Genomic DNA, 17,160 nt, shown 5'->3' on the forward strand with positions numbered 1-17,160 from the left:
AAGTTCCAGTTGTCCCGATACCGTTCGATACTCCAGAAGTAAGAGTGTCGATTTGGGAGAATGTTCACTGCACGTACAGCGCTGTCCTTACGTTGGCGTCTGTTACGGCTAGGGAAACCCGATCATCTATTGCCCGCTGTTGGCAGACACCAGTTTGGCGGGGTAGCAGCTTGTCTGGTGAAGCTGGTCGTCTTGAAAAAAAAGAATGTAGTGGCCAGGATGGGGTTCGTACACTGGAAGGCTGGCTGAAAGGCTCTGACCACACAAATCAGCGTTGTGAGGAACTTCAACTGAGTATGTTTTACCAGCAGCATCGATAGTCAGTGAACATACGTCAAACGGATTCTTAGGGCCGGATAAAGTCGAAATTTGTCCGGATCCGACCAGATTAACACGATCTGCTGAGTTGCATCCCGCCCAGACAGGCGGAACGAGTGCCGCGGAGAACGCAAGCATCAGAATGTATTTCTTCAAAGAAATTTCTCCTTATTTTTCGCTTTAGTCGTGATTTGTGAAGTTATTTGGCGGCGTGTTCTTGCTTGTCTTTACGCATTGAGAGAAGGTGGTTGGCTTTCGCTAACTAAATAGCTTCTTGATCCAATGTGCTATTCGCTTCCACCACGGGGATGTCCTTCGACTGGATTTGTGCTCCCGATTCTCGGCGGCAGATTCTGGGTTTAATTTTTGCTGATTTCGTTGATAGACTTGTCGTTCTCTATCGCTTCGGTCTTGTTGCTGCACTTGGAGTATTTCGGCGCTGGACATCGTGTCTGCCCACATTACCCTATTTCTGGTAATCCAATAGTGTGAGCGGCACACGTAATTCCAGTTGCCAATTGATGGGTATAGGCTTACTGAGTTCCCATGGCGTATTAGGCGCCAGTTGGCGGGAGATAGTGGCGTGACAACTTTCTCTCCACAGCCGCATGCGCAAAGGTGTGATGCTGTTCGGTAGCGTTCACTGATGTAGAGAACGCCAGCAGATAGCGATGCAGGGATGAACTCGACAAACTCTGGTCGTATAGTATTCATTCGCTGTGTTCTGGACGACGAGGGCTCCGATTCAAAGACATCAAGTTTACAGCGAATGAAAGATTATGCGTCCTGGTATCGTCTTGATAGAAACCTAAATGCTGTTTCCATTTGATGACGGCGAGCATCGCATTTACCGCATTCATATCTGCAACTTGAATGTTATGGCGATATAGAACGTCTTCTTCCTCGTCTGAATCCATGGGTATGAAGTCTGCGACATGGTCTGATTTTTCTGGCGTAACAAGAGTTGCGCGGCATGTCCCCATGAGGGAGTTTTGTTCTGGCAATAGCAGCAAATTCATACCGACATCGACAAAGGGGATGCTGTTGTCAATAAGGAAGGTCGCTATTAACGACCGGGCGACGCCCTTGTCCACGCAAACAAATACGAAATCTAATCCTGCTAGTTCGTGGACGTTTTCTGGGTCTATGAAGTAGGGGTGACTAATGACGTGGCGCCGCATTGGCGCGTACTTGCGAGCAAAGTAATCAGTCTTAGGTTCTTTTGCGTTAATTTCATCAAGTGACGCGGCGCCAGGAGCGCGAAACGCATTGTGACTGTTAAAAATGTCCCCGTCGAAAAGGTGGATCTCGCCAACGGGTGTTTTGGCAGTCTGATCAAGAATGTAAGACCCCGTTCCTCCTAATCCTACGATGGCGATCCGGGAAGCGGCTAGTTTCGCGGAGATGGCTAGAATTTCTGATCTCGCTGAGGCGGTATCTGGATAGCAGAAGACAGATTCATCCTCCTGTGTGGCAAGTACCCTCCCGGTACGTGCGTCGACATCCCGGTCAATGGCTTTTGCTTGGTTTTGAATGAGTCGGATGTAGTGTGTGACTTTTGTGTAGTGGTCTGGAAAGCCAGAGGCGCCGAACGGCTTATTAGAGAACTGATGTTGAACGGTGAGCCCGGGGAATAGCTCGCGCCCCTGGGGGGCCGTGCCCAAATCCAAGCGTGTGCCATCTGGATAGCAAGGGTATTCACCGGTCCACCACACTTGGTGGTTATCGCCTTTCCCAGAATCCGGCGCTATGACCTGTTCACCATTTTCTATGTACAAGCATGCAAGCGTCGCGTTGCGAACGACTTTCTGGGGCGTTACGTACGGAATGTTGTGTACGAGTAAGTGCTGCTGGTGAATCTCGACTTCGAACCCCTCCGTGCGAAGGAGTTCGAAGGCCGCATTAGGATCGATTGGTCTTGATGACATTGAAGATCATCCCCTCATGAACCTTAACGTCCTGACCTTGGGTCAAAGTACCGTCAGGGCCATGCTCGTTGATGTAGTCAACCGCATATGTGATGTCGAAGGGGCCTCCGGGGAAAGCCAGTCTTACGACCTCGTCGTAGCTGATGCGCTTCTCGTCGACGGTGAACTGTTGTCCGTTGATGACAATCCGGACGGACTGTTCGTGGCCTGAACCGTGATGATGCGAGTGCTCGTTACTCATGTCGCTGTGTCTCCATCAGAAGTATTCAGTCTGAGACGCCTAGCACGACGGGCGAGATGCGCCTCCCCAAAAGTTCGATATCCCGAACTTTTTATCAGTCTACTAAGAAATCCTGAGTTGTCAAACAAAAAGTTCGGGATCATGTAAAATTGATGCGTAACCACAGACTGGGAGGTGTATCCGTGGCAAGCCGTTTAGGTGAGAAGCTGCGTGATCTTAGAAAACAGAACGGGCTGACATTGGAGAAGCTGGCTGATGCTGCTGGCTTGAGTAAGAGCTATCTTTGGGAACTTGAGAACAGAGAGTCACAACGACCCTCAGCAGAGAAGTTGACTGCGTTAGCAGACGCCTTGGGGGTGGCTGCCTCATATTTCATAGATGAGGATGTACGCTCACCTGAAGAACGGCATTTGGACGAGGCGTTTTTTCGGGGTTACCAAAAGCTGGACCCCGACGCGAAAGAACAGCTCAGAAAGATACTGGATACCTTTAAGAAGAAGCCATGACGGATCAGGTCTGGACTCCCCAGCGCGCCGCAAATCGTCTCGTAAAAATCACCGGGACGTATTCGCAAGTGCACGGAGTGGACCGTTTTCCTATCGATGTATCCATGCTTGCGCTTGATGCGGCGAATATTTTCGGTTGGGACGATCCGATCACTGAGGTTCAGGCTGCGAAGATCAAAGGCTTTGAGGGCGCGTTGTTTCCTGGTGAGGACAGGAAGGAGTGGTTGCTCCTCTACAACGAAGCGGTAACGTCTCTTGGGCGCATCAGGTTTACGCAGGCGCACGAACTTGGGCACTACATACTGCATAGGCAGATGAAAGAGTCATTTCAGTGCAGCAGTGACGATATGCTGAACTGGTCTGATGAGGAACGTGATATTGAGGCGCAAGCTGATGTCTTCGCCTCATATTTGCTTATGCCTCTTGACGATTACAGGCAACAGGTTACCGATGAGGTCGATCTGGATGTGCTTAGCCATTGTGCGGAGCGTTACGGTGTGTCGTTAAGGCAACGCTGAATAAGCGGCTGCATTAATCCATCATCACGTCTGATACGTTTTGCCCGTAGTCAGGCGGCCAGATCCCGGTTTTCTGTTCCTGGTTTTCACTATTTACGCGCCTTGAGGCGCGTTGTTGGCCCGCAACGGTTCATCATGCGGGTACTCGGGGGCGCGACAGGTATAAGTTGGCCAGTCCGAGCGCCACGAAACTGCGGTTCGCATTCTTGTCCAAACCTCGGTAACGCACTTTGCTGAACCCCCACAGTCGCTTCACGACGGCGAAAACGTGCTCGACCCGGGCGCGGATCCGTGACTTGTTGCGATTACGCGAACGCTCGGCCTCGTCGACTTCGCCACCCTTGCGTATGCGTTGGTTGGTAAAGTCCTTCGCCTGCGGCGCAGGCCCGCGGATCAAGGCCTTTTGGCTGGCGTAAGCGCTGTCGCCATAGACCCGACGTTCCTCGCCGTGCAGCAGGTCCGCGAGCAGGTGTTTATCGTGCACGTTGGCGGCGGTCACCGCCGCGCTGTGCACCAACCCGGTACGACTGTCCACACCGATGTGCAGCTTCATGCCGAAATACCATTGCTGACCCTTGCGGGTCTGATGCATGTCGGGATCGCGCGCCTTGCGGGCGTTCTTCGTTGAACTCGGCGCACCGATGATCGTGGCGTCGACGATCGTTCCAGTGCCGACCTTCAGGCCTCGGTCCCGCAGGGTCTGATTGACCTGCGCGAACAACGACGCACCCAGGTCGTGCTGCTCCAGTAAGCGACGAAATTTCAACAGGGTCGTTCCGTCCGGGACCCGCTCTCGGCCCAGGTCAATGCCCACGAATCGCCGCAGCGCCGTGCTGTCCAGTAGCGCTTCTTCACACGCCTCGTCAGCCAGGTTGAACCAGTGCTGCACGAAATACATCCGCAGCATCCGTTCCAGTCCCACCGGGGGGCGACCCTTCCCAGCCTTCGGGTAGTGCGGTTCAATCACCGCGCACAACGCTGACCAAGGCACGAGTGGCTCCATCGTCGAAAGAAACACATCACGACGCGTCGCTCGTCGATGGACCTCGAATCCTTCACCTTGGTCCGCTGCCATTGCCAGTGTCTGCTGTTTCATCGTCACGATCCCAATTGGTTGTCAGGGCAACTCAATTTTCGCAGAGGTAAGAGACTTTTTCAGCGTTGCCTTAACTGCAGCTATTCTCAAATGGCTCGAATACACGGATGAGCAGGCTGTGTTGGTGATGTCGAATGACGGCTTTATCAATTGGGCGTGGTCAAGTAGGCCGGCATTTAAGTCTGGGGCCTTTTTGCGAACTCGACAGCAAGTGATACCGTTGCCGGCAGGATCCTTGGCGGCTGACTCGAGTATTCAGCACGATCGATTGGGCACTGAGATTCCAGCTGCCACATGGTTTCCAAACGCACCTCCCCAGTTATGCCTTAGAGAAATGAAGGTATATGCTGGGCAATACGATGCAGTGCTCAGTTTGCTTAGGTTGCCGAAATGGGCGGATGTGTGGCCACCGCGTAATGCCGAAGCTGAGCGCTAGCAACCGTGTATAGCATTATTCGGATAGGTAACCCTCCGTTAACCCGCACCGCTGCTCCATACGCTTAGCCGCGAGAGGGCCAAAGGACTTTTTGCCCCTCAGAATCAACGACAGCGCTCCCGGCGAGGAGGAAATGGGGGTCTCGTATTGTAGCATCCTCATAAACTAGGGAGGATTGGGGTCAGGTCTTGTTTTATAGCATCCTCACAGGTGAGGCAAGGCGTAAACTGGAGCTCTAGTCAAAATAATTTCCACCTCGCGTCCGCGTGACGCGCTTCGCTTGTCTCTTTTTCTATCCCCTTATCACCTTGCCTCGTGGGGATGCGGTTGGACGGGGTCGGCCCGGAGGACCCGGGCCGAGCAGCCTGCGCCCGGATGGCGCTTGGCTGCGGCCCCGGGCAGACGTATTCACGTAAGGCCGTCCCGATACATCCCAAGCCCAACATCTTTTACAATCCCCCTCATGAACGATAAAGACCAAGAACTGCGTGCCCATCTGAATGCCGAAACCGCCAAGATCGAGTGGGCGGAACTTGAGCGACATTTCGCGCATGGCTCGGTGGTGAAGGTGGATGCGCCGCTAGATCTGGTCGAGGTGGCGATCTGCATGGTGCGCGACGATAGCGAGACGCTCCGTGGCTGGATGACCGACGGTGCTCTGGCCAAAGCCACGGAGGCGGATGCCCGCGCATGGGTGGCGCGCAAGCCGGTATTCTGGGCGGTGGTCGCCGCACCCTGGGTGCTGGTCCAGGAAATCGAGTATAGCGACGGCTAGGTCGCGATTTCGGAGCCGCTTCGAGGCGCTCTCGTGTTGTCGCATCGACCTCAGGATCGACTTCGTCACTTCAGCGTCAAATGCGATCCTACCTCCGACTTCTGAAAGCGGGTCTTGCAATCCAGCACGCACCCCAGTGCATAATTTCAGGCACGGATCAGCTTCACAGTTTCATCGAGCGATCATGCGCACGAAAGAGATTGGCCCGCCAACCGGAGAAGCGATGTATTCCCCTATGCTCAAACGTTTTCTCGCCGTTGTAGCCCTATTTTTGTTCGGCTGTTCGCTCAGCGGCTGTTATGACTACCCAGGATTCGCCTACCGAGGTGGCGACGGCTATTTCAATGGCGAGCATCGGCGTGGCGACCGCCAAGATGGCGCACGCGGCTACTACGGGGGTGGATATCAGTACGGCGACGGCGCGTATCATCGCCAGGGTGAAGGCGACTGACTGAGCGCGGAGATTACACGACAACGACACGCCGCAACCGGGCCATTGCAATTCAGCAAAAGCCCCTGCGTCGCATTTCGGGCGCGAATTGGCGATGCGGCCTTCGATTCAGGTTTAGAGACGCGCTCTAAATGCCTTGACGCTACGGGCAAACCTCGTCAGAACGATGCTTGGCCGCTTCAAATCCCTTGCCTCACCGGCCAGACGCTACCCGGCTTGGCCGAGCGCCGGCCAATCAACCATAAAGGTTTCTAAGGTGCTGCATTGTCTGGTAGCTCCGATGCGAGCGCATCAATGGCCAGGCGTATTCGTAAAGGAAGATGCGGAGTCTGCAGCCAGAGGGCGTGGATCCTGAAGACCAGAGCGGGCACATCCTCCAGCAAGGGAACGAGATGACCTGCTGCTACCCGATCGCGAATCAGCCAACAAGGCAGCCAAGCGAGCCCATGGCCGGACTCGGCCGCGTCGGCAATCGCCTCCAGGTTCGAAGTGCAGTCGACCGGGCGTGATTACCGTTATGGGTCGGTCTTGACCAACGGGGAACTCCCAACCGCGGACACACCTGCCGTAGGTGATCGCATGGTGGGACAACGGGTCATCCAGCGTCTCAGGCCGACCATGCTCGGCGAGAAATGTATCGCGCCCCGCACATCTTGAGGAAACGTCGCTCCTCTCGCGCCAAATGCCTATACCGGAATATCGAGCGGCACCGATGCCAGGTGCCGCTCGAGCTGACGTCCCTGTCTCAATCAAGGGTTCAGATTTTGATTTTAGGCCCTATCAGCACCGCCTCAACGCCGTTTCACTCTCACGCTGGGGCTAATAATATTTAAGGGCCGCAATGCGCCTGAGCGATTTTAAACTTGCTTACGGCGTCTGAGAAACGCCATCCCAACCAAGCTGAGACCGAAGAGTGCGAAATCGGAGGGCTCGGGTACGTTATTGATCGATGTTCCGCCAACCGCGGCGCCAGAAAATGCCAAACCAGAATCGTATAAGTTATCGCTGGCATTCGCCACGCCAAAGGTCAGGACGTAACTGCCTGGGATAGCGATATTGTAGGATGCAGATACCCAGCCAGTATTCCCGCAGCCATTACCATAGCCTCCCCAGCATTGCCCTGAATTAGTTCCGAGAGGTGACCAAACCGTGGATCCCGCGCCTGAATTAATGACCACGTTGGCAGGATTAATGGTGGCGCTGATTGACGGCAAGCCTGCACCCGTCCCTGGGACAGCACTTCCACTAGGGTTCGTCGTTGCCGTGAACAAGGTTGCAACAGGATTACTGCCTCCGACCGCATATAAATTGGCCCATGCATAGTCTGGAAATGACGATGTGCCGTCCGATGTAATGAAGTCGAACTGGAAGGTGAGTGCTGTACCGCCGGTTGAGACTGCGAATGGATTAGACGTTACCGTCGAGCCATCCGTGCCGCCGTACCCGCCATTGTTGCCATTTACGCCGCCATTGGTGGAAATCCAGTTCACGCTTGACTGGCCGGATGGAATGGCGACCACACCATCATTTGAGGTCGATGTGCCGGAGTTACCCACGGTCGTCCAGCCGATAATGCCCGCGTGCGCTTGGGTGCATGCGATCGCGAGAGAGATAGCCGCTATAAGCTTAATTGCCCGAGAATTCATAACCAGACCCCTTGATGGTTTAAGTTAAAGGCGATGTTTTAATAACGAACGCAATCACTATCCTGTGGATACACCACGGCCGACCAAAGCAAAAATCACACCGACCCCCAAAAACACATATATTAACAATGAGTTATTTTATTTCATGAGCGCGCGTAGACCGGTTTTGTAAAGATATCCGACGCACTCGGCATCAGGGGCAGCTTTGTATTAACTGCGTGCGCGCTCACGGAACATCGGGAGGGCAGATCACAAATTGTTGCGTCCAGGAATACCCTGAGGCCCAGTCATGCAATCCTGCATCCGGCTTGGGCACGCTGCTTCGAGCGCGAATCAGCGCCGCCGCTTTCAATCTAGGCTGAGCGGCGCGCCTGAGCGGATTCGTACCCGCTCATTTCTGGCTTCGAACAAAGTCGCTCACAGGCGTGCTGATTTACCAGATGCAGGGGCCGGCCGATGTATGAGCCAACCCCTTCGCTATCCAGATAGGGCTTCACCGCCCCTCAGCCGACCCATCCCAACGAAACCACTATTTGAGGTCGTCCCGTCGCTGCAGGTATTCCTCACGGTCTATTTCGCCACGCGCATAGCGCTCCTCAAGGATATCCAAGGCTCTTTTGGGGGATTCGCGCAGATGGCCCGCATGCCCGATAGGATTTCCGAAGAGCCATTTCACGATTCCGGCGATCAAAATAATCAGAACGCCCCACCCCAGCACCATCATCAACCCGCCCCATAGGCCAAAGCCGCCCATGCCATTCCAGCCGTACTCGCTCATTGGACCCCACATCACCCACCCCCAGTCAAAACGTCTATACGCCAAAACCCCTAGCACTAACGCCATTAGGCGCCTGATCACCATAGACCTTATAGCGACTGCAAGGTCAAGCAGCGCTTGAAGACATGCCGCGCGTGCCGATGCCTGGCGAGATTCTCGATCGACTGCGCAGCTGCATATCGTCCCGTGACGCTATGCCAGACACGATGCGCTACCCATTGATCTGGCCTTGGCCGATCTATATATTCGCATGCACTAATATTTGAGATCGTCCACGCCGGGCAAGCACAGGCATTGGACTGGCGCAGTCGGGCGCCTCGGGTGATCGGCGCCGGGCATTCCCGGCCAACGCCCCACCACAGCGGGGAGATGGAAACAATATGTCGGATTCGCTCGATGCCAAGCAGGCGCTACACACGGCACTATTGGCCAAGACACGCGCAGGGCGGGTATTCAAACTCATCGTATTCTGGATCGCGGTAATCGGTATGTTCGTGATACCGCTCGGCGTTCTGGCGCTGTATTTCCTATGGAAACATGGCAATGCGGTCGCCGTCGCGCAATCCCACGCACAACGATCCTCCGACTTGCGGACCATCAAATCCACCTGATGGCGCAATGACTCGCGGGTTCGCTTCAATCCCGACATATTTCATAAACATCGGCAACAGAAGCGTAGAATCGTCGTGCAGGTACATCGGTCTGCTGCCCCTGTGCCCTCTTGTATGCACGCGGGTGATTGCTTGGCCGCATGCTGCGCGAGCGTTTTCACCGCCCATCCCCCCCGATCTGAGAAGCCTATGCCCTCACTCACACGCAAATACTCACTTGCCGGCGCGACGGCACTTCTGCTCGGCTGCTCGCTAAGCGGTTGCTACTACTACCCCGGATATGGCGGCGAACACCGCGGCGGAGATGGCTATTCCAGCGGCGAACACCGGCAAGGTGACCACCGCGGCGGAGACGGTTACTCCGGCGGCGAACACCAGAACGGTGGCGGCCAATATCAACGCCAAGGCGGCGGCGATTAAAACGACTCCGCATCCCGACGATCACGCCTGAGTTCATGTGCCAGCCCAGAAAACAGCCCATTCAACAACTCGTCTCTCATAATCGATCGTCTGGAACGACCTTTCCCCACAATCCGGTTCGAGCGCGGGTTGTCGCTGGGGGTCAATCCATTCGATCGCTAATGAGTAGCTGCGCGGCAGCAGGCCATCGATCAGGAGGCAGCCTGATCGGGTGAGTGCGGCGTCGTATAGTCGATTGCGACATCGTGGTGCGTGTACAGCTCCAGGGCGTTCGATTTCACGAAATCGAGTACCAGTTGATATGAGCCGGGACTGGCCTGCTTGAGCGCCTCGAAGTCGACCTCGACGCAATGGCCGTATTTTTCGGTATAGACCGGCCGCAGGTAGTCGGCATAGGCGAGGCGCCGGTCGCGCGCATCGTATGCGGCAGCGGCGGCGCAAAGCATTTCAGGCCATGCCGACGGCCGGAATTTGGTGCCGGCGCGATAACCGGAAATAATCGCTTCCCCGTGAAAAGGCGCATCGTCGTTCATCCGGCCGATACCCCGCTGCCTCGGATGCATAGTCTATAGAGACCCACCCACCGCCAAAGGTTCATTCGTCCTAATCGATCCCGGATACACGTCAACTTGTGTGCGGACCCGATTCGTCTGAGTTCGGCCTGTCGCTGGCGATCGTGTCTGGGCTGAGTCTGGCCCCTCGCTCCATCTCGGAACCCAGCGGCTAGCACTCGTCCGAGCCGGTGGTCACGCCGAAACTCAGCGTGACCCGCAGGCCCGGTCCATTGTCACTCAGGCGCATCCGCATCTCGTGTAACGCGGCGATGGCGGCGACCAGACTCAGACCCAGTCCACTGCCTGCGGTGGTACGGCTCGACTCCAATCGATAGAAACGCTGGGTGACTTTGCCCACCTGGTCCGCGGGTATGCCCGGCCCGTCGTCGGCGATCACGACCACTGCGCCGTCGGTCTCACACTTCAGTCCGATCTCGATCCGACTGCCGGCTGGCGTGTGCCGCAATGCGTTCTCGATCAGGTTGGCGAACATTTGCACCAGCAGCTCGCGATCGCCCTGCACCCGTATGCCCGCCTGCACATCGCCATGCAGGACATGGCCGCCATCCTCGGCCACCGGGGTGTAGATTTCGAGCACCGTTTCCAATACCGCGGATAAATCGACGGGCGCAAAGCGGCTTCGACGGGCGCCGGATTCGATCTGCGTGATCCGTAGCAACGCCGCGAAGGTTTCAAGAATCTGGTCTGTCTGCGCAATGGCATGGTCCACCGCAACCTGGTACTCGGCAACGCTGACGGCCTCGTAACGAGCCTTCTCGAGCGCCTGCCGGAGCCGTCCCAACGGCGTGCGCAGGTCGTGCGCGATGTCGCCGCTGACCTGCCGCATGCCTTCCATCAATTGCTGGATGCGCGCGAGCATCCGGTTCAGATGGGCGGCGAGCGTGTCGAATTCGTCGCCGCTGCCACGGCTGGGAATCCGGCGGGCGAGATCGCCCGCAACGATTTCGCCGGCAACGCGATTGATCGCCTCGACACGCCGCAAGGAGATCGTGCCCATGAACGCGCCGCCGAGGGCCGCCAGCAACAGCGTCACGCCCAGACCCCAAGCCAACGCCGAGGCCCACAGTTCGCGCATTTCGGCTAGCTGGCCGGCATCCTGGCCCACGAACAGGAAGACGCTCCCGTTCAAATGCCGACCCTCGCCGGCGACAAGGTGGCCCTCGCCAGGCTCGCCCTCACCCGTGTGATGCGCGACTTCTGGAACGACGACCTGCTGCCAACCTGCATGCAACCTCATGACGGGCAGATTGCCGGCCAGTCGGATACCGTCGGCATTCAGCAGCAGAAACCAGCCTGAGTGCCCGCGATTGCCGGCCATACGCTCGTCTATCGCGCTGCGCAGCGCCGGCAGTCCGCTGTGGCGGAAGACCGTGACGAGTGCGTTGAAATCCGCGTCGGTCACGGCGCGCAGCTGGCGCTCCATATAGCCGGCCGTCTGCCAGTAGATGACCCCGAACAACACACAGACCGAGGCTGCGAATAGCGCGGCGTAGCCCAGCCCGGTGCGAAAGCCGGTGCTGTGTATCAGCCTACTCGGGCGCATGCAGGCTATACCCGGCACCGCGCACGGTATGGATCAGCGGGGCGTCGAAGTCGCGATCGATCTTCATACGCAAACGGCTGATATGCGTCTCGACCACGCTGGTCTTGGGATCGAAATGGAAGTCCCAGACCTGTTCCAGCAGCATGGTACGGGTGACCACTTCGCCGGCGTGACGCATCAAGTATTCGAGCAATCTGAACTCGCGCGGCTGCAGCTCGATCGGCTGACCCCGGCGCGAAACGCTGCGCTTGATGAGGTTCATCTCCAGGTCCGCCACCTGCAGGCTGGTGGGCGTATCGCGCAGCGGCGGTCGACGGGCGAGAGCCTGGACCCGCGCGACCAGTTCCACGAACGCGAAGGGCTTGACCAGATAATCGTCGCCGCCAGCCTCCAGCCCTTCCACCCGGTCATCGATGCCACCGAGGGTGGTCAGGAACAATACCGGCATGCGGCGGCCAGCAGCCCGCAAGGTTTTCACCAAGGTGAGGCCATCCACTCCTGGCAGCATGCGGTCGACGATCAGCAGGTCATGACCGCCTTCGATGGCAAGGTACAACCCGTCGCGGCCATCGGCCGCCACGTCAACGCCATGCCCGAGTTCGCGCAATCCACGCGACACGTAGCGGGCGGTCTCGGCGTCGTCTTCGACAACCAGCACCTTCATGCAAGTCATTCCCCGATGATGGCGGCAGTCTATCCCAGGGAGTCCCCCGATGTTGCCATCGGGGGACTCCCTTATGGCGGATGGGTCACGGGCGGACTGACCGTCACCCGTCGCCTCGCCACGCTCAGTCCTCGCGGCTTTCATACCCGGACTTGTGCTCCGAATCGTCCATCGATTCGTGTTCGACATCCGTACCACGCGCTTCGTGTTCCGAACGTGTTTCGGCGGCTTCCGCTCGATGGGTCTCGGCACCGTCTTCCAGTACCTTACCAGTCTGGGCGTCGATACCGACCTCCCGTAGGCCCTGCGACGTCTGGATATCGAAGGAATAGCGCAGACCCGAGCCGCCATGCTCGCTTTCCAGTTCGGCGCTCTTGATGGCGCCGGGCGCCATCTTCAGCGCTTGGGCACGGGCGTCATGCATCGTGACCCGCGCATCCTTCGCCAGCTGCGCGCCGTCATAGGCATACGCGGCGCCGGTTCCGAGACCCAGGACACTGGCCCCGGCGATTGCGATCAACAGTTTTTTCGACATCATGATGGTTTCCCCAATCGGTAAGATTATCCGGTATATCCAGCCTTGGCTGGCGGTCCGCACCTGCGGATCCACGAGGCATACCCTGACACACTGCTGTTTGGGGGCGGTTTGCCGGTACTTTACGGATCGGTAAGGCAGATTCCGAGGCAGATCGCTCGGAGCCGCTGGCGACGCGACATGCCACAGGCAAGCGATCCCTGGAGGCCGGAATCGGCAGCCCCACACGAATGTAACGGGCGCGGCGGGAGCGGTTACCATAAACTTAGCTTATTTCAGAATTCCGTCGCCCATACTGACGCGTTGACGATCGCCCTCATGAAACCAGACAAAGGCACAACACTCGAACATCATTTGCGGCGACTCACGGTCGGGCAGCGCATCTCGATCATTCTTGCGTTATTGCTACTCCCCATGGCCGTGCTCAGCGTGGTCAGCATGAGCGTACTGGACGGGCAGGAGATCGACTTCCAGCATTCGGTTCAGGAATCCATCGACACGCTGCTGCCGCTGACCACGCTGGAACACTATCTGGAACGTGCGCAAGTCGATGAACTGGAGGCACAAACCAATACCTCGGCCCCCAACTTCACGGTCCTGACGCAGAATATCGACCGCAGTTTTTCGACCATCGAAACAACGGGCAGCACCCCGGATATGCCCGAGGGCCTGATCACGGCCGCTCAACGGGCCTGGCGGGACGCCCGCCCCGCCGTGCAACGCCTGGTCGAGCACATACGTCCGCTGCATCTCGGTAACGATCGCCTTTCCGATACACTTTCACGCAAAGATCTACAGCAGGCCATTCACGACGTCAGCCGGGCACGCCGGCATCTGGCGACTATCATCAAGGCCCGCTACACGCATGCCGTCGCGCTGCGACACTCTCAACTCAGATGGCTGGTATGGAGCTGGGTCGTCACCTTATCGGTCGCCACACTCTTTATCGGCTTGTTCCTGTCTTCGATATTACGGCCGATCAAGGCGCTCGAATCGGCCGCCCGGCGCCTCGGGGCAGGCGAAACAGGGGTCCGCATCGCGGTGCTGGGCAACGACGAACTGACCTCGGTTTCGCGACACTTCAACGCCATGTCCGAGTACTGGGAGGCCACTCGGCAAGCATTACTCACCGAAACGTCGATGGACCCGCTGACCGGGGTGCTGAACCGCCGCGGCATCCTCGCCGTGCTGGAGCAGGAGTTGGCCGCCCATCGGCGCCACGGCCAACCGCTCAGTCTGTTCATGATGGACCTCGACCGCTTCAAGACCATCAACGACACGCTCGGCCACAGCGCCGGCGACCGGGCGCTGCTCTGGGTTGCGGAGAAAATGCGCGAATCGCTGCGTGGCAGCGATCACTTGGGCCGCTACGGCGGCGATGAATTCATCGCCGTCCTGCCCGCTACCACCCAGGAACAGGCTCAGGCCATCGCCCAGCGCATGCGCCAATCGATTCATGACACCGCAAATCGGGACGACGCCCTGCCAACGATCAGCATCGGTATCGCATCGACACCAGAGATGGGCTGGGATATGCAAACCCTGATCGGCGGCGCCGATGCCGCGTTGTACGCATCCAAGCATCGGCCCGACAAGACATCATCGAGCGACTGATCGGCAGGCGCTATTCCGAGCATCGCAGCCCCTCTTCGAACGCGCGCTCGGTGCGCGCCTCCCGGCTGCGGGAGTAAGGCTTCTTCAAAAAATTGCACGGACACGAACAAATATTTGCGCACTGGCGGTGGCACCACTGATATTGAATATCGGCTGGACACCCACCGCCCTCGGAATCGCGACGCCATGCCAAAATTACCAACCGTTTTCGTCTCCCACGGATCGCCCATGCTCGCGCTGGAGCCGGGCAGCGCCGCTCCTATGCTCGAACGCCTCGGCTGCGAGCTGCCACGGCCGTCCGCGATTCTGACGTTTTCACCGCACTGGATGGCGCGCGGTGCGGCGCTGGGCGCGAGCCGCGCACCGGAGACAATCCATGATTTCGGCGGCTTCGATCCGCAGCTGTACGCTTTGAACTACCCGGCACTCGGCTCACCTGCGCTGGCGCAGCGTGTTGCCGTGCTCGCGGCCGAGGCCGGCTGGCCGACCGAGCTGGCGCCCACGCGCGGACTCGATCATGGCGTTTGGATACCGTTGCGCCTGATGTTCCCCGATGCCGACATTCCCGTGGTGCCGCTCGCGATGCCCTGGCCGCTGGATGCAGCGGGCGCCTACCGGCTTGGCCAGGCGCTCGCGCCGCTGGCCGCCGAGGGCGTGCTGCTGCTCGGCACCGGGGCGCTGACGCACAATCTGCACGAATTCGATTTCGGCACGCGTCTGGATGCGCCGATCGAACCCTATGTGACGGCATTCGTCGAATGGATTCGGCAAGCGGTCGCCCGCGGCGACACCCAGGCCCTGCTCGACTACCGTAGGCAAGCACCGCATGCGACACGCGCCCACCCCACCGATGAGCATCTCTTGCCACTGTTCTGGGCACTCGGCGCCGCAGGACCAGACGCACAGGTCAAGCTTGAATCCGGCGGCGTGCATTACGGTAGCATGGCCATGGATGCTTGGACGTTCCGCTGAGCACGGTGCGCCGCCACACAATGACCGGAGATCGAAGCATGCCCTTGTCCGAATCAATCGTGATTGCCAGGCCCGAGGGGTCGCCCGGCCAGCTCATGCTGCTGTTTCATGGACTGGGCGCCACGCCGCAGGATATGAATCCGCTGGGGGAACGCCTCGCACGAGCTTATCCGCGGGCCTGCATCGTCAGCGTACGGGCGCCAGATCCTGGCGATTTCGGCTTCGGCTTCCAGTGGTTTTCGGCCCGTGAGCTGAGCGACGAACGCCGTGTGTCGCGCGTGGCCGCGGCCTTACCCGCCTTCACCGATACGATCCGCGACTGGCAGTCGCGTACCGGGGCCGGCCCTCAGGAAACCGCGTTGATCGGCTTCTCGCAGGGCGCGATCATGGCACTGGAATGCGTGCGGGCACAGCCCGCGCTGGCCGGGCGCGTAGTGTCCATCGCCGGACGCTTCGCGCGTCTGCCGGAAGCGACCGACGAAGGCATTACCTGGTATTTCCTACACGGCAAGGACGATGCGGTCATCCACTATGGCTACACGGTGACCGCCGCCGAGCACTTGGTCGCCCTCGGCGGCGATGTGGTGGCCGATGTACTGCCCTTTGTCGGTCATGAGGTCAACGACGCGCTGGCCGATCTGCTGGTCGAACGTCTGACCCACCACGTGCCCAGGCGAACCTGGCAAGAGGCGCTGCGCGACGACGCTCCGCTCGCCCCCGGCGAGCCCGGCCGCGGCAACACCTGACGAGAAGTCACCGGCGCAGGCCCAAGATCCCGAGCGAACGCTAGAGTCGCCCGGCCTCGATGATGCGCTTGAGGAATGCCCGTGTGCGCTCCTGCTGCGGGTCGCCGAAGATCTGCTCGGGCGGCCCCTCCTCGTAAACCACCCCCTCCTGCAGAAAGCAGACCTTGCTGGCGACCTCGCGCGCGAAGCTCATTTCGTGAGTGGCGAGCAGCATAGTCATGCCCTGCTCGGCGAGGTCGCGCACGATATTGAGTACCTCGGAAACCAGCTCGGGATCGAGCGCAGAGGTGATCTCGTCGAGCAGCAGCACCATCGGGTCCATCACCAGCGCGCGCACGATGGCCACGCGCTGCTGCTGGCCACCGGAGAGACGGTCGGGATAAGCACCGGCCTTGGCCTCCAAACCGATGCGTTTGAGCAGGGTCATGGCGCGCGCCTCGGCCTCGGCGCGGTTCATGCCGAGTACCTGGATGGGCGCGAGGGTGACGTTCTGCAACACCGTCATGTGCGGGAACAAGTTGAAGCTCTGGAACACGATGCCGATGTCGCGGCGCAAGGCATTGAGATCGACGCCGGGACCAGAGATGCGATCACCGTTGAGGCGGATTTCGCCGTCACTGATCGATTCGAGCCCGTTGAGGCAACGCAGCAAGGTGGATTTGCCACAGCCAGAGGGGCCAATCAGGCATACGACCTGATGCTCTTCAACATCCAGGTCGATACCGTTGAGGATCTGCAGGTCGCTGTAGCGCTTGACGACCCTGCGCATTTCGAGAAAGGACATGAT

The 17,160-nt window shown here is 58.5% G+C and carries 22 protein-coding genes; 9 read left to right on the forward strand and 13 right to left on the reverse strand.

What is annotated here, in order from left to right:
- Positions 1-126: 126 nt before the first annotated feature.
- From BI364_RS17985 to BI364_RS12900, 4 genes are all read right to left on the reverse strand, one after another.
- Positions 127-474 (reverse strand): hypothetical protein, encoded by a 348-nt coding sequence (locus BI364_RS17985; RefSeq protein ID WP_156782752.1) that lies wholly within the window; start codon positions 472-474, stop codon positions 127-129.
- A gap of 102 nt (positions 475-576) precedes the next feature.
- Positions 577-1,032 (reverse strand): DUF6527 family protein, encoded by a 456-nt coding sequence (locus BI364_RS19230; protein ID WP_407639320.1) that lies wholly within the window; start codon positions 1,030-1,032, stop codon positions 577-579.
- On the reverse strand, positions 1,029-2,246 hold the full coding sequence (locus BI364_RS12895) for a ThiF family adenylyltransferase (RefSeq protein WP_070079099.1): 1,218 nt from the start codon (positions 2,244-2,246) through the stop codon (positions 1,029-1,031). Before BI364_RS12895 ends, BI364_RS19230 begins: the two co-directional genes overlap by 4 nt.
- The gene (locus tag BI364_RS12900) at positions 2,221-2,487 is read right to left on the reverse strand and encodes a multiubiquitin domain-containing protein (protein ID WP_070079100.1); all 267 of its coding nucleotides are present in this window, start codon (positions 2,485-2,487) and stop codon (positions 2,221-2,223) included. The genes BI364_RS12895 and BI364_RS12900 overlap by 26 nt, the downstream gene beginning before the upstream one ends.
- 182 nt (positions 2,488-2,669) lie before the next feature.
- Here BI364_RS12900 and BI364_RS12905 point away from each other — a divergent pair, with 182 nt between their 5' ends.
- Both BI364_RS12905 and BI364_RS12910 read left to right on the forward strand, forming a co-directional pair.
- Positions 2,670-2,993, forward strand: a complete 324-nt coding sequence (locus BI364_RS12905) for a helix-turn-helix domain-containing protein (RefSeq protein ID WP_070079101.1) — start codon at positions 2,670-2,672, stop codon at positions 2,991-2,993.
- Positions 2,990-3,511 carry an ImmA/IrrE family metallo-endopeptidase gene (locus tag BI364_RS12910; RefSeq protein WP_083251382.1) on the forward strand — a complete coding sequence of 174 codons (522 nt, stop codon included), beginning with the start codon at positions 2,990-2,992 and terminating at the stop codon, positions 3,509-3,511. The genes BI364_RS12905 and BI364_RS12910 overlap by 4 nt, the downstream gene beginning before the upstream one ends.
- A gap of 133 nt (positions 3,512-3,644) precedes the next feature.
- On the opposite strand, the gene BI364_RS12915 is transcribed toward BI364_RS12910, so the two are convergent.
- Entirely contained in the window at positions 3,645-4,607 is a 963-nt protein-coding gene (locus BI364_RS12915) for an IS5 family transposase (RefSeq protein ID WP_070079102.1), read from the reverse strand.
- A gap of 899 nt (positions 4,608-5,506) precedes the next feature.
- On the opposite strand from BI364_RS12915, the gene BI364_RS12920 reads away from it, so the two are divergent.
- Positions 5,507-5,818, forward strand: coding sequence for a DUF2288 domain-containing protein (locus BI364_RS12920; protein ID WP_070079103.1), 312 nt, complete (start codon positions 5,507-5,509; stop codon positions 5,816-5,818).
- Between the two features lie 184 nt (positions 5,819-6,002).
- Positions 6,003-6,269: a hypothetical protein gene (locus BI364_RS12925; protein WP_156782753.1), complete on the forward strand. Its 267-nt coding sequence runs from the start codon at positions 6,003-6,005 to the stop codon at positions 6,267-6,269.
- Positions 6,270-6,520: 251 nt separating this feature from the next.
- Here the strand turns inward: BI364_RS12925 and BI364_RS19235 are convergent, their stop codons facing one another.
- From BI364_RS19235 to BI364_RS12940, 3 genes are all read right to left on the reverse strand, one after another.
- Positions 6,521-6,751 carry a LysR substrate-binding domain-containing protein gene (locus tag BI364_RS19235; RefSeq protein WP_083251383.1) on the reverse strand — a complete coding sequence of 77 codons (231 nt, stop codon included), beginning with the start codon at positions 6,749-6,751 and terminating at the stop codon, positions 6,521-6,523.
- 375 nt (positions 6,752-7,126) lie between these two features.
- Positions 7,127-7,915: an NF038132 family protein gene (locus BI364_RS17560; RefSeq protein ID WP_083251384.1), complete on the reverse strand. Its 789-nt coding sequence runs from the start codon at positions 7,913-7,915 to the stop codon at positions 7,127-7,129.
- 529 nt (positions 7,916-8,444) lie between these two features.
- Positions 8,445-8,693 carry an SHOCT domain-containing protein gene (locus tag BI364_RS12940; RefSeq protein WP_197495704.1) on the reverse strand — a complete coding sequence of 83 codons (249 nt, stop codon included), beginning with the start codon at positions 8,691-8,693 and terminating at the stop codon, positions 8,445-8,447.
- Between the two features lie 380 nt (positions 8,694-9,073).
- Between BI364_RS12940 and BI364_RS12945 the strand changes: the two genes are divergently transcribed.
- Both BI364_RS12945 and BI364_RS12950 read left to right on the forward strand, forming a co-directional pair.
- Positions 9,074-9,304, forward strand: a complete 231-nt coding sequence (locus BI364_RS12945) for a hypothetical protein (protein WP_070079107.1) — start codon at positions 9,074-9,076, stop codon at positions 9,302-9,304.
- A gap of 189 nt (positions 9,305-9,493) precedes the next feature.
- Entirely contained in the window at positions 9,494-9,724 is a 231-nt protein-coding gene (locus BI364_RS12950) for a hypothetical protein (RefSeq protein WP_070079108.1), read from the forward strand.
- 191 nt (positions 9,725-9,915) lie between these two features.
- On the opposite strand, the gene BI364_RS12955 is transcribed toward BI364_RS12950, so the two are convergent.
- From BI364_RS12955 to BI364_RS12970, 4 genes are all read right to left on the reverse strand, one after another.
- The gene (locus BI364_RS12955) at positions 9,916-10,257 is read right to left on the reverse strand and encodes a DUF3579 domain-containing protein (protein ID WP_070079109.1); all 342 of its coding nucleotides are present in this window, start codon (positions 10,255-10,257) and stop codon (positions 9,916-9,918) included.
- Positions 10,258-10,447: 190 nt separating this feature from the next.
- On the reverse strand, positions 10,448-11,842 hold the full coding sequence (locus BI364_RS12960) for a sensor histidine kinase (RefSeq protein ID WP_070079110.1): 1,395 nt from the start codon (positions 11,840-11,842) through the stop codon (positions 10,448-10,450).
- Complete coding sequence (locus BI364_RS12965; protein ID WP_070079111.1) at positions 11,829-12,506, reverse strand: winged helix-turn-helix domain-containing protein; 678 nt, start codon at positions 12,504-12,506, stop codon at positions 11,829-11,831. Before BI364_RS12965 ends, BI364_RS12960 begins: the two co-directional genes overlap by 14 nt.
- A 124-nt stretch (positions 12,507-12,630) precedes the next feature.
- Positions 12,631-13,044 (reverse strand): PepSY domain-containing protein, encoded by a 414-nt coding sequence (locus BI364_RS12970; RefSeq protein ID WP_070079112.1) that lies wholly within the window; start codon positions 13,042-13,044, stop codon positions 12,631-12,633.
- Between the two features lie 315 nt (positions 13,045-13,359).
- Between BI364_RS12970 and BI364_RS12975 the strand changes: the two genes are divergently transcribed.
- The 3 genes from BI364_RS12975 (at position 13,360) to ypfH (ending at position 16,373) form a co-directional block, all read left to right on the forward strand.
- Positions 13,360-14,655, forward strand: coding sequence for a GGDEF domain-containing protein (locus BI364_RS12975; RefSeq protein ID WP_070079113.1), 1,296 nt, complete (start codon positions 13,360-13,362; stop codon positions 14,653-14,655).
- Positions 14,656-14,841: 186 nt separating this feature from the next.
- Entirely contained in the window at positions 14,842-15,627 is a 786-nt protein-coding gene (locus tag BI364_RS12980) for a dioxygenase family protein (protein ID WP_070079114.1), read from the forward strand.
- Between the two features lie 38 nt (positions 15,628-15,665).
- Positions 15,666-16,373 (forward strand): esterase, encoded by a 708-nt coding sequence (gene ypfH, locus BI364_RS12985; protein ID WP_070079115.1) that lies wholly within the window; start codon positions 15,666-15,668, stop codon positions 16,371-16,373.
- Positions 16,374-16,413: 40 nt separating this feature from the next.
- Here the strand turns inward: ypfH and BI364_RS12990 are convergent, their stop codons facing one another.
- A complete protein-coding gene (locus BI364_RS12990; protein WP_070079116.1) occupies positions 16,414-17,157 on the reverse strand; it encodes an amino acid ABC transporter ATP-binding protein in 744 nt (247 codons plus the stop codon).
- Positions 17,158-17,160: the final 3 nt, after the last annotated feature.

The sequence above is a fragment of the Acidihalobacter yilgarnensis genome (assembly GCF_001753245.1).
Classification (GTDB): domain Bacteria; phylum Pseudomonadota; class Gammaproteobacteria; order DSM-5130; family Acidihalobacteraceae; genus Acidihalobacter; species Acidihalobacter yilgarnensis.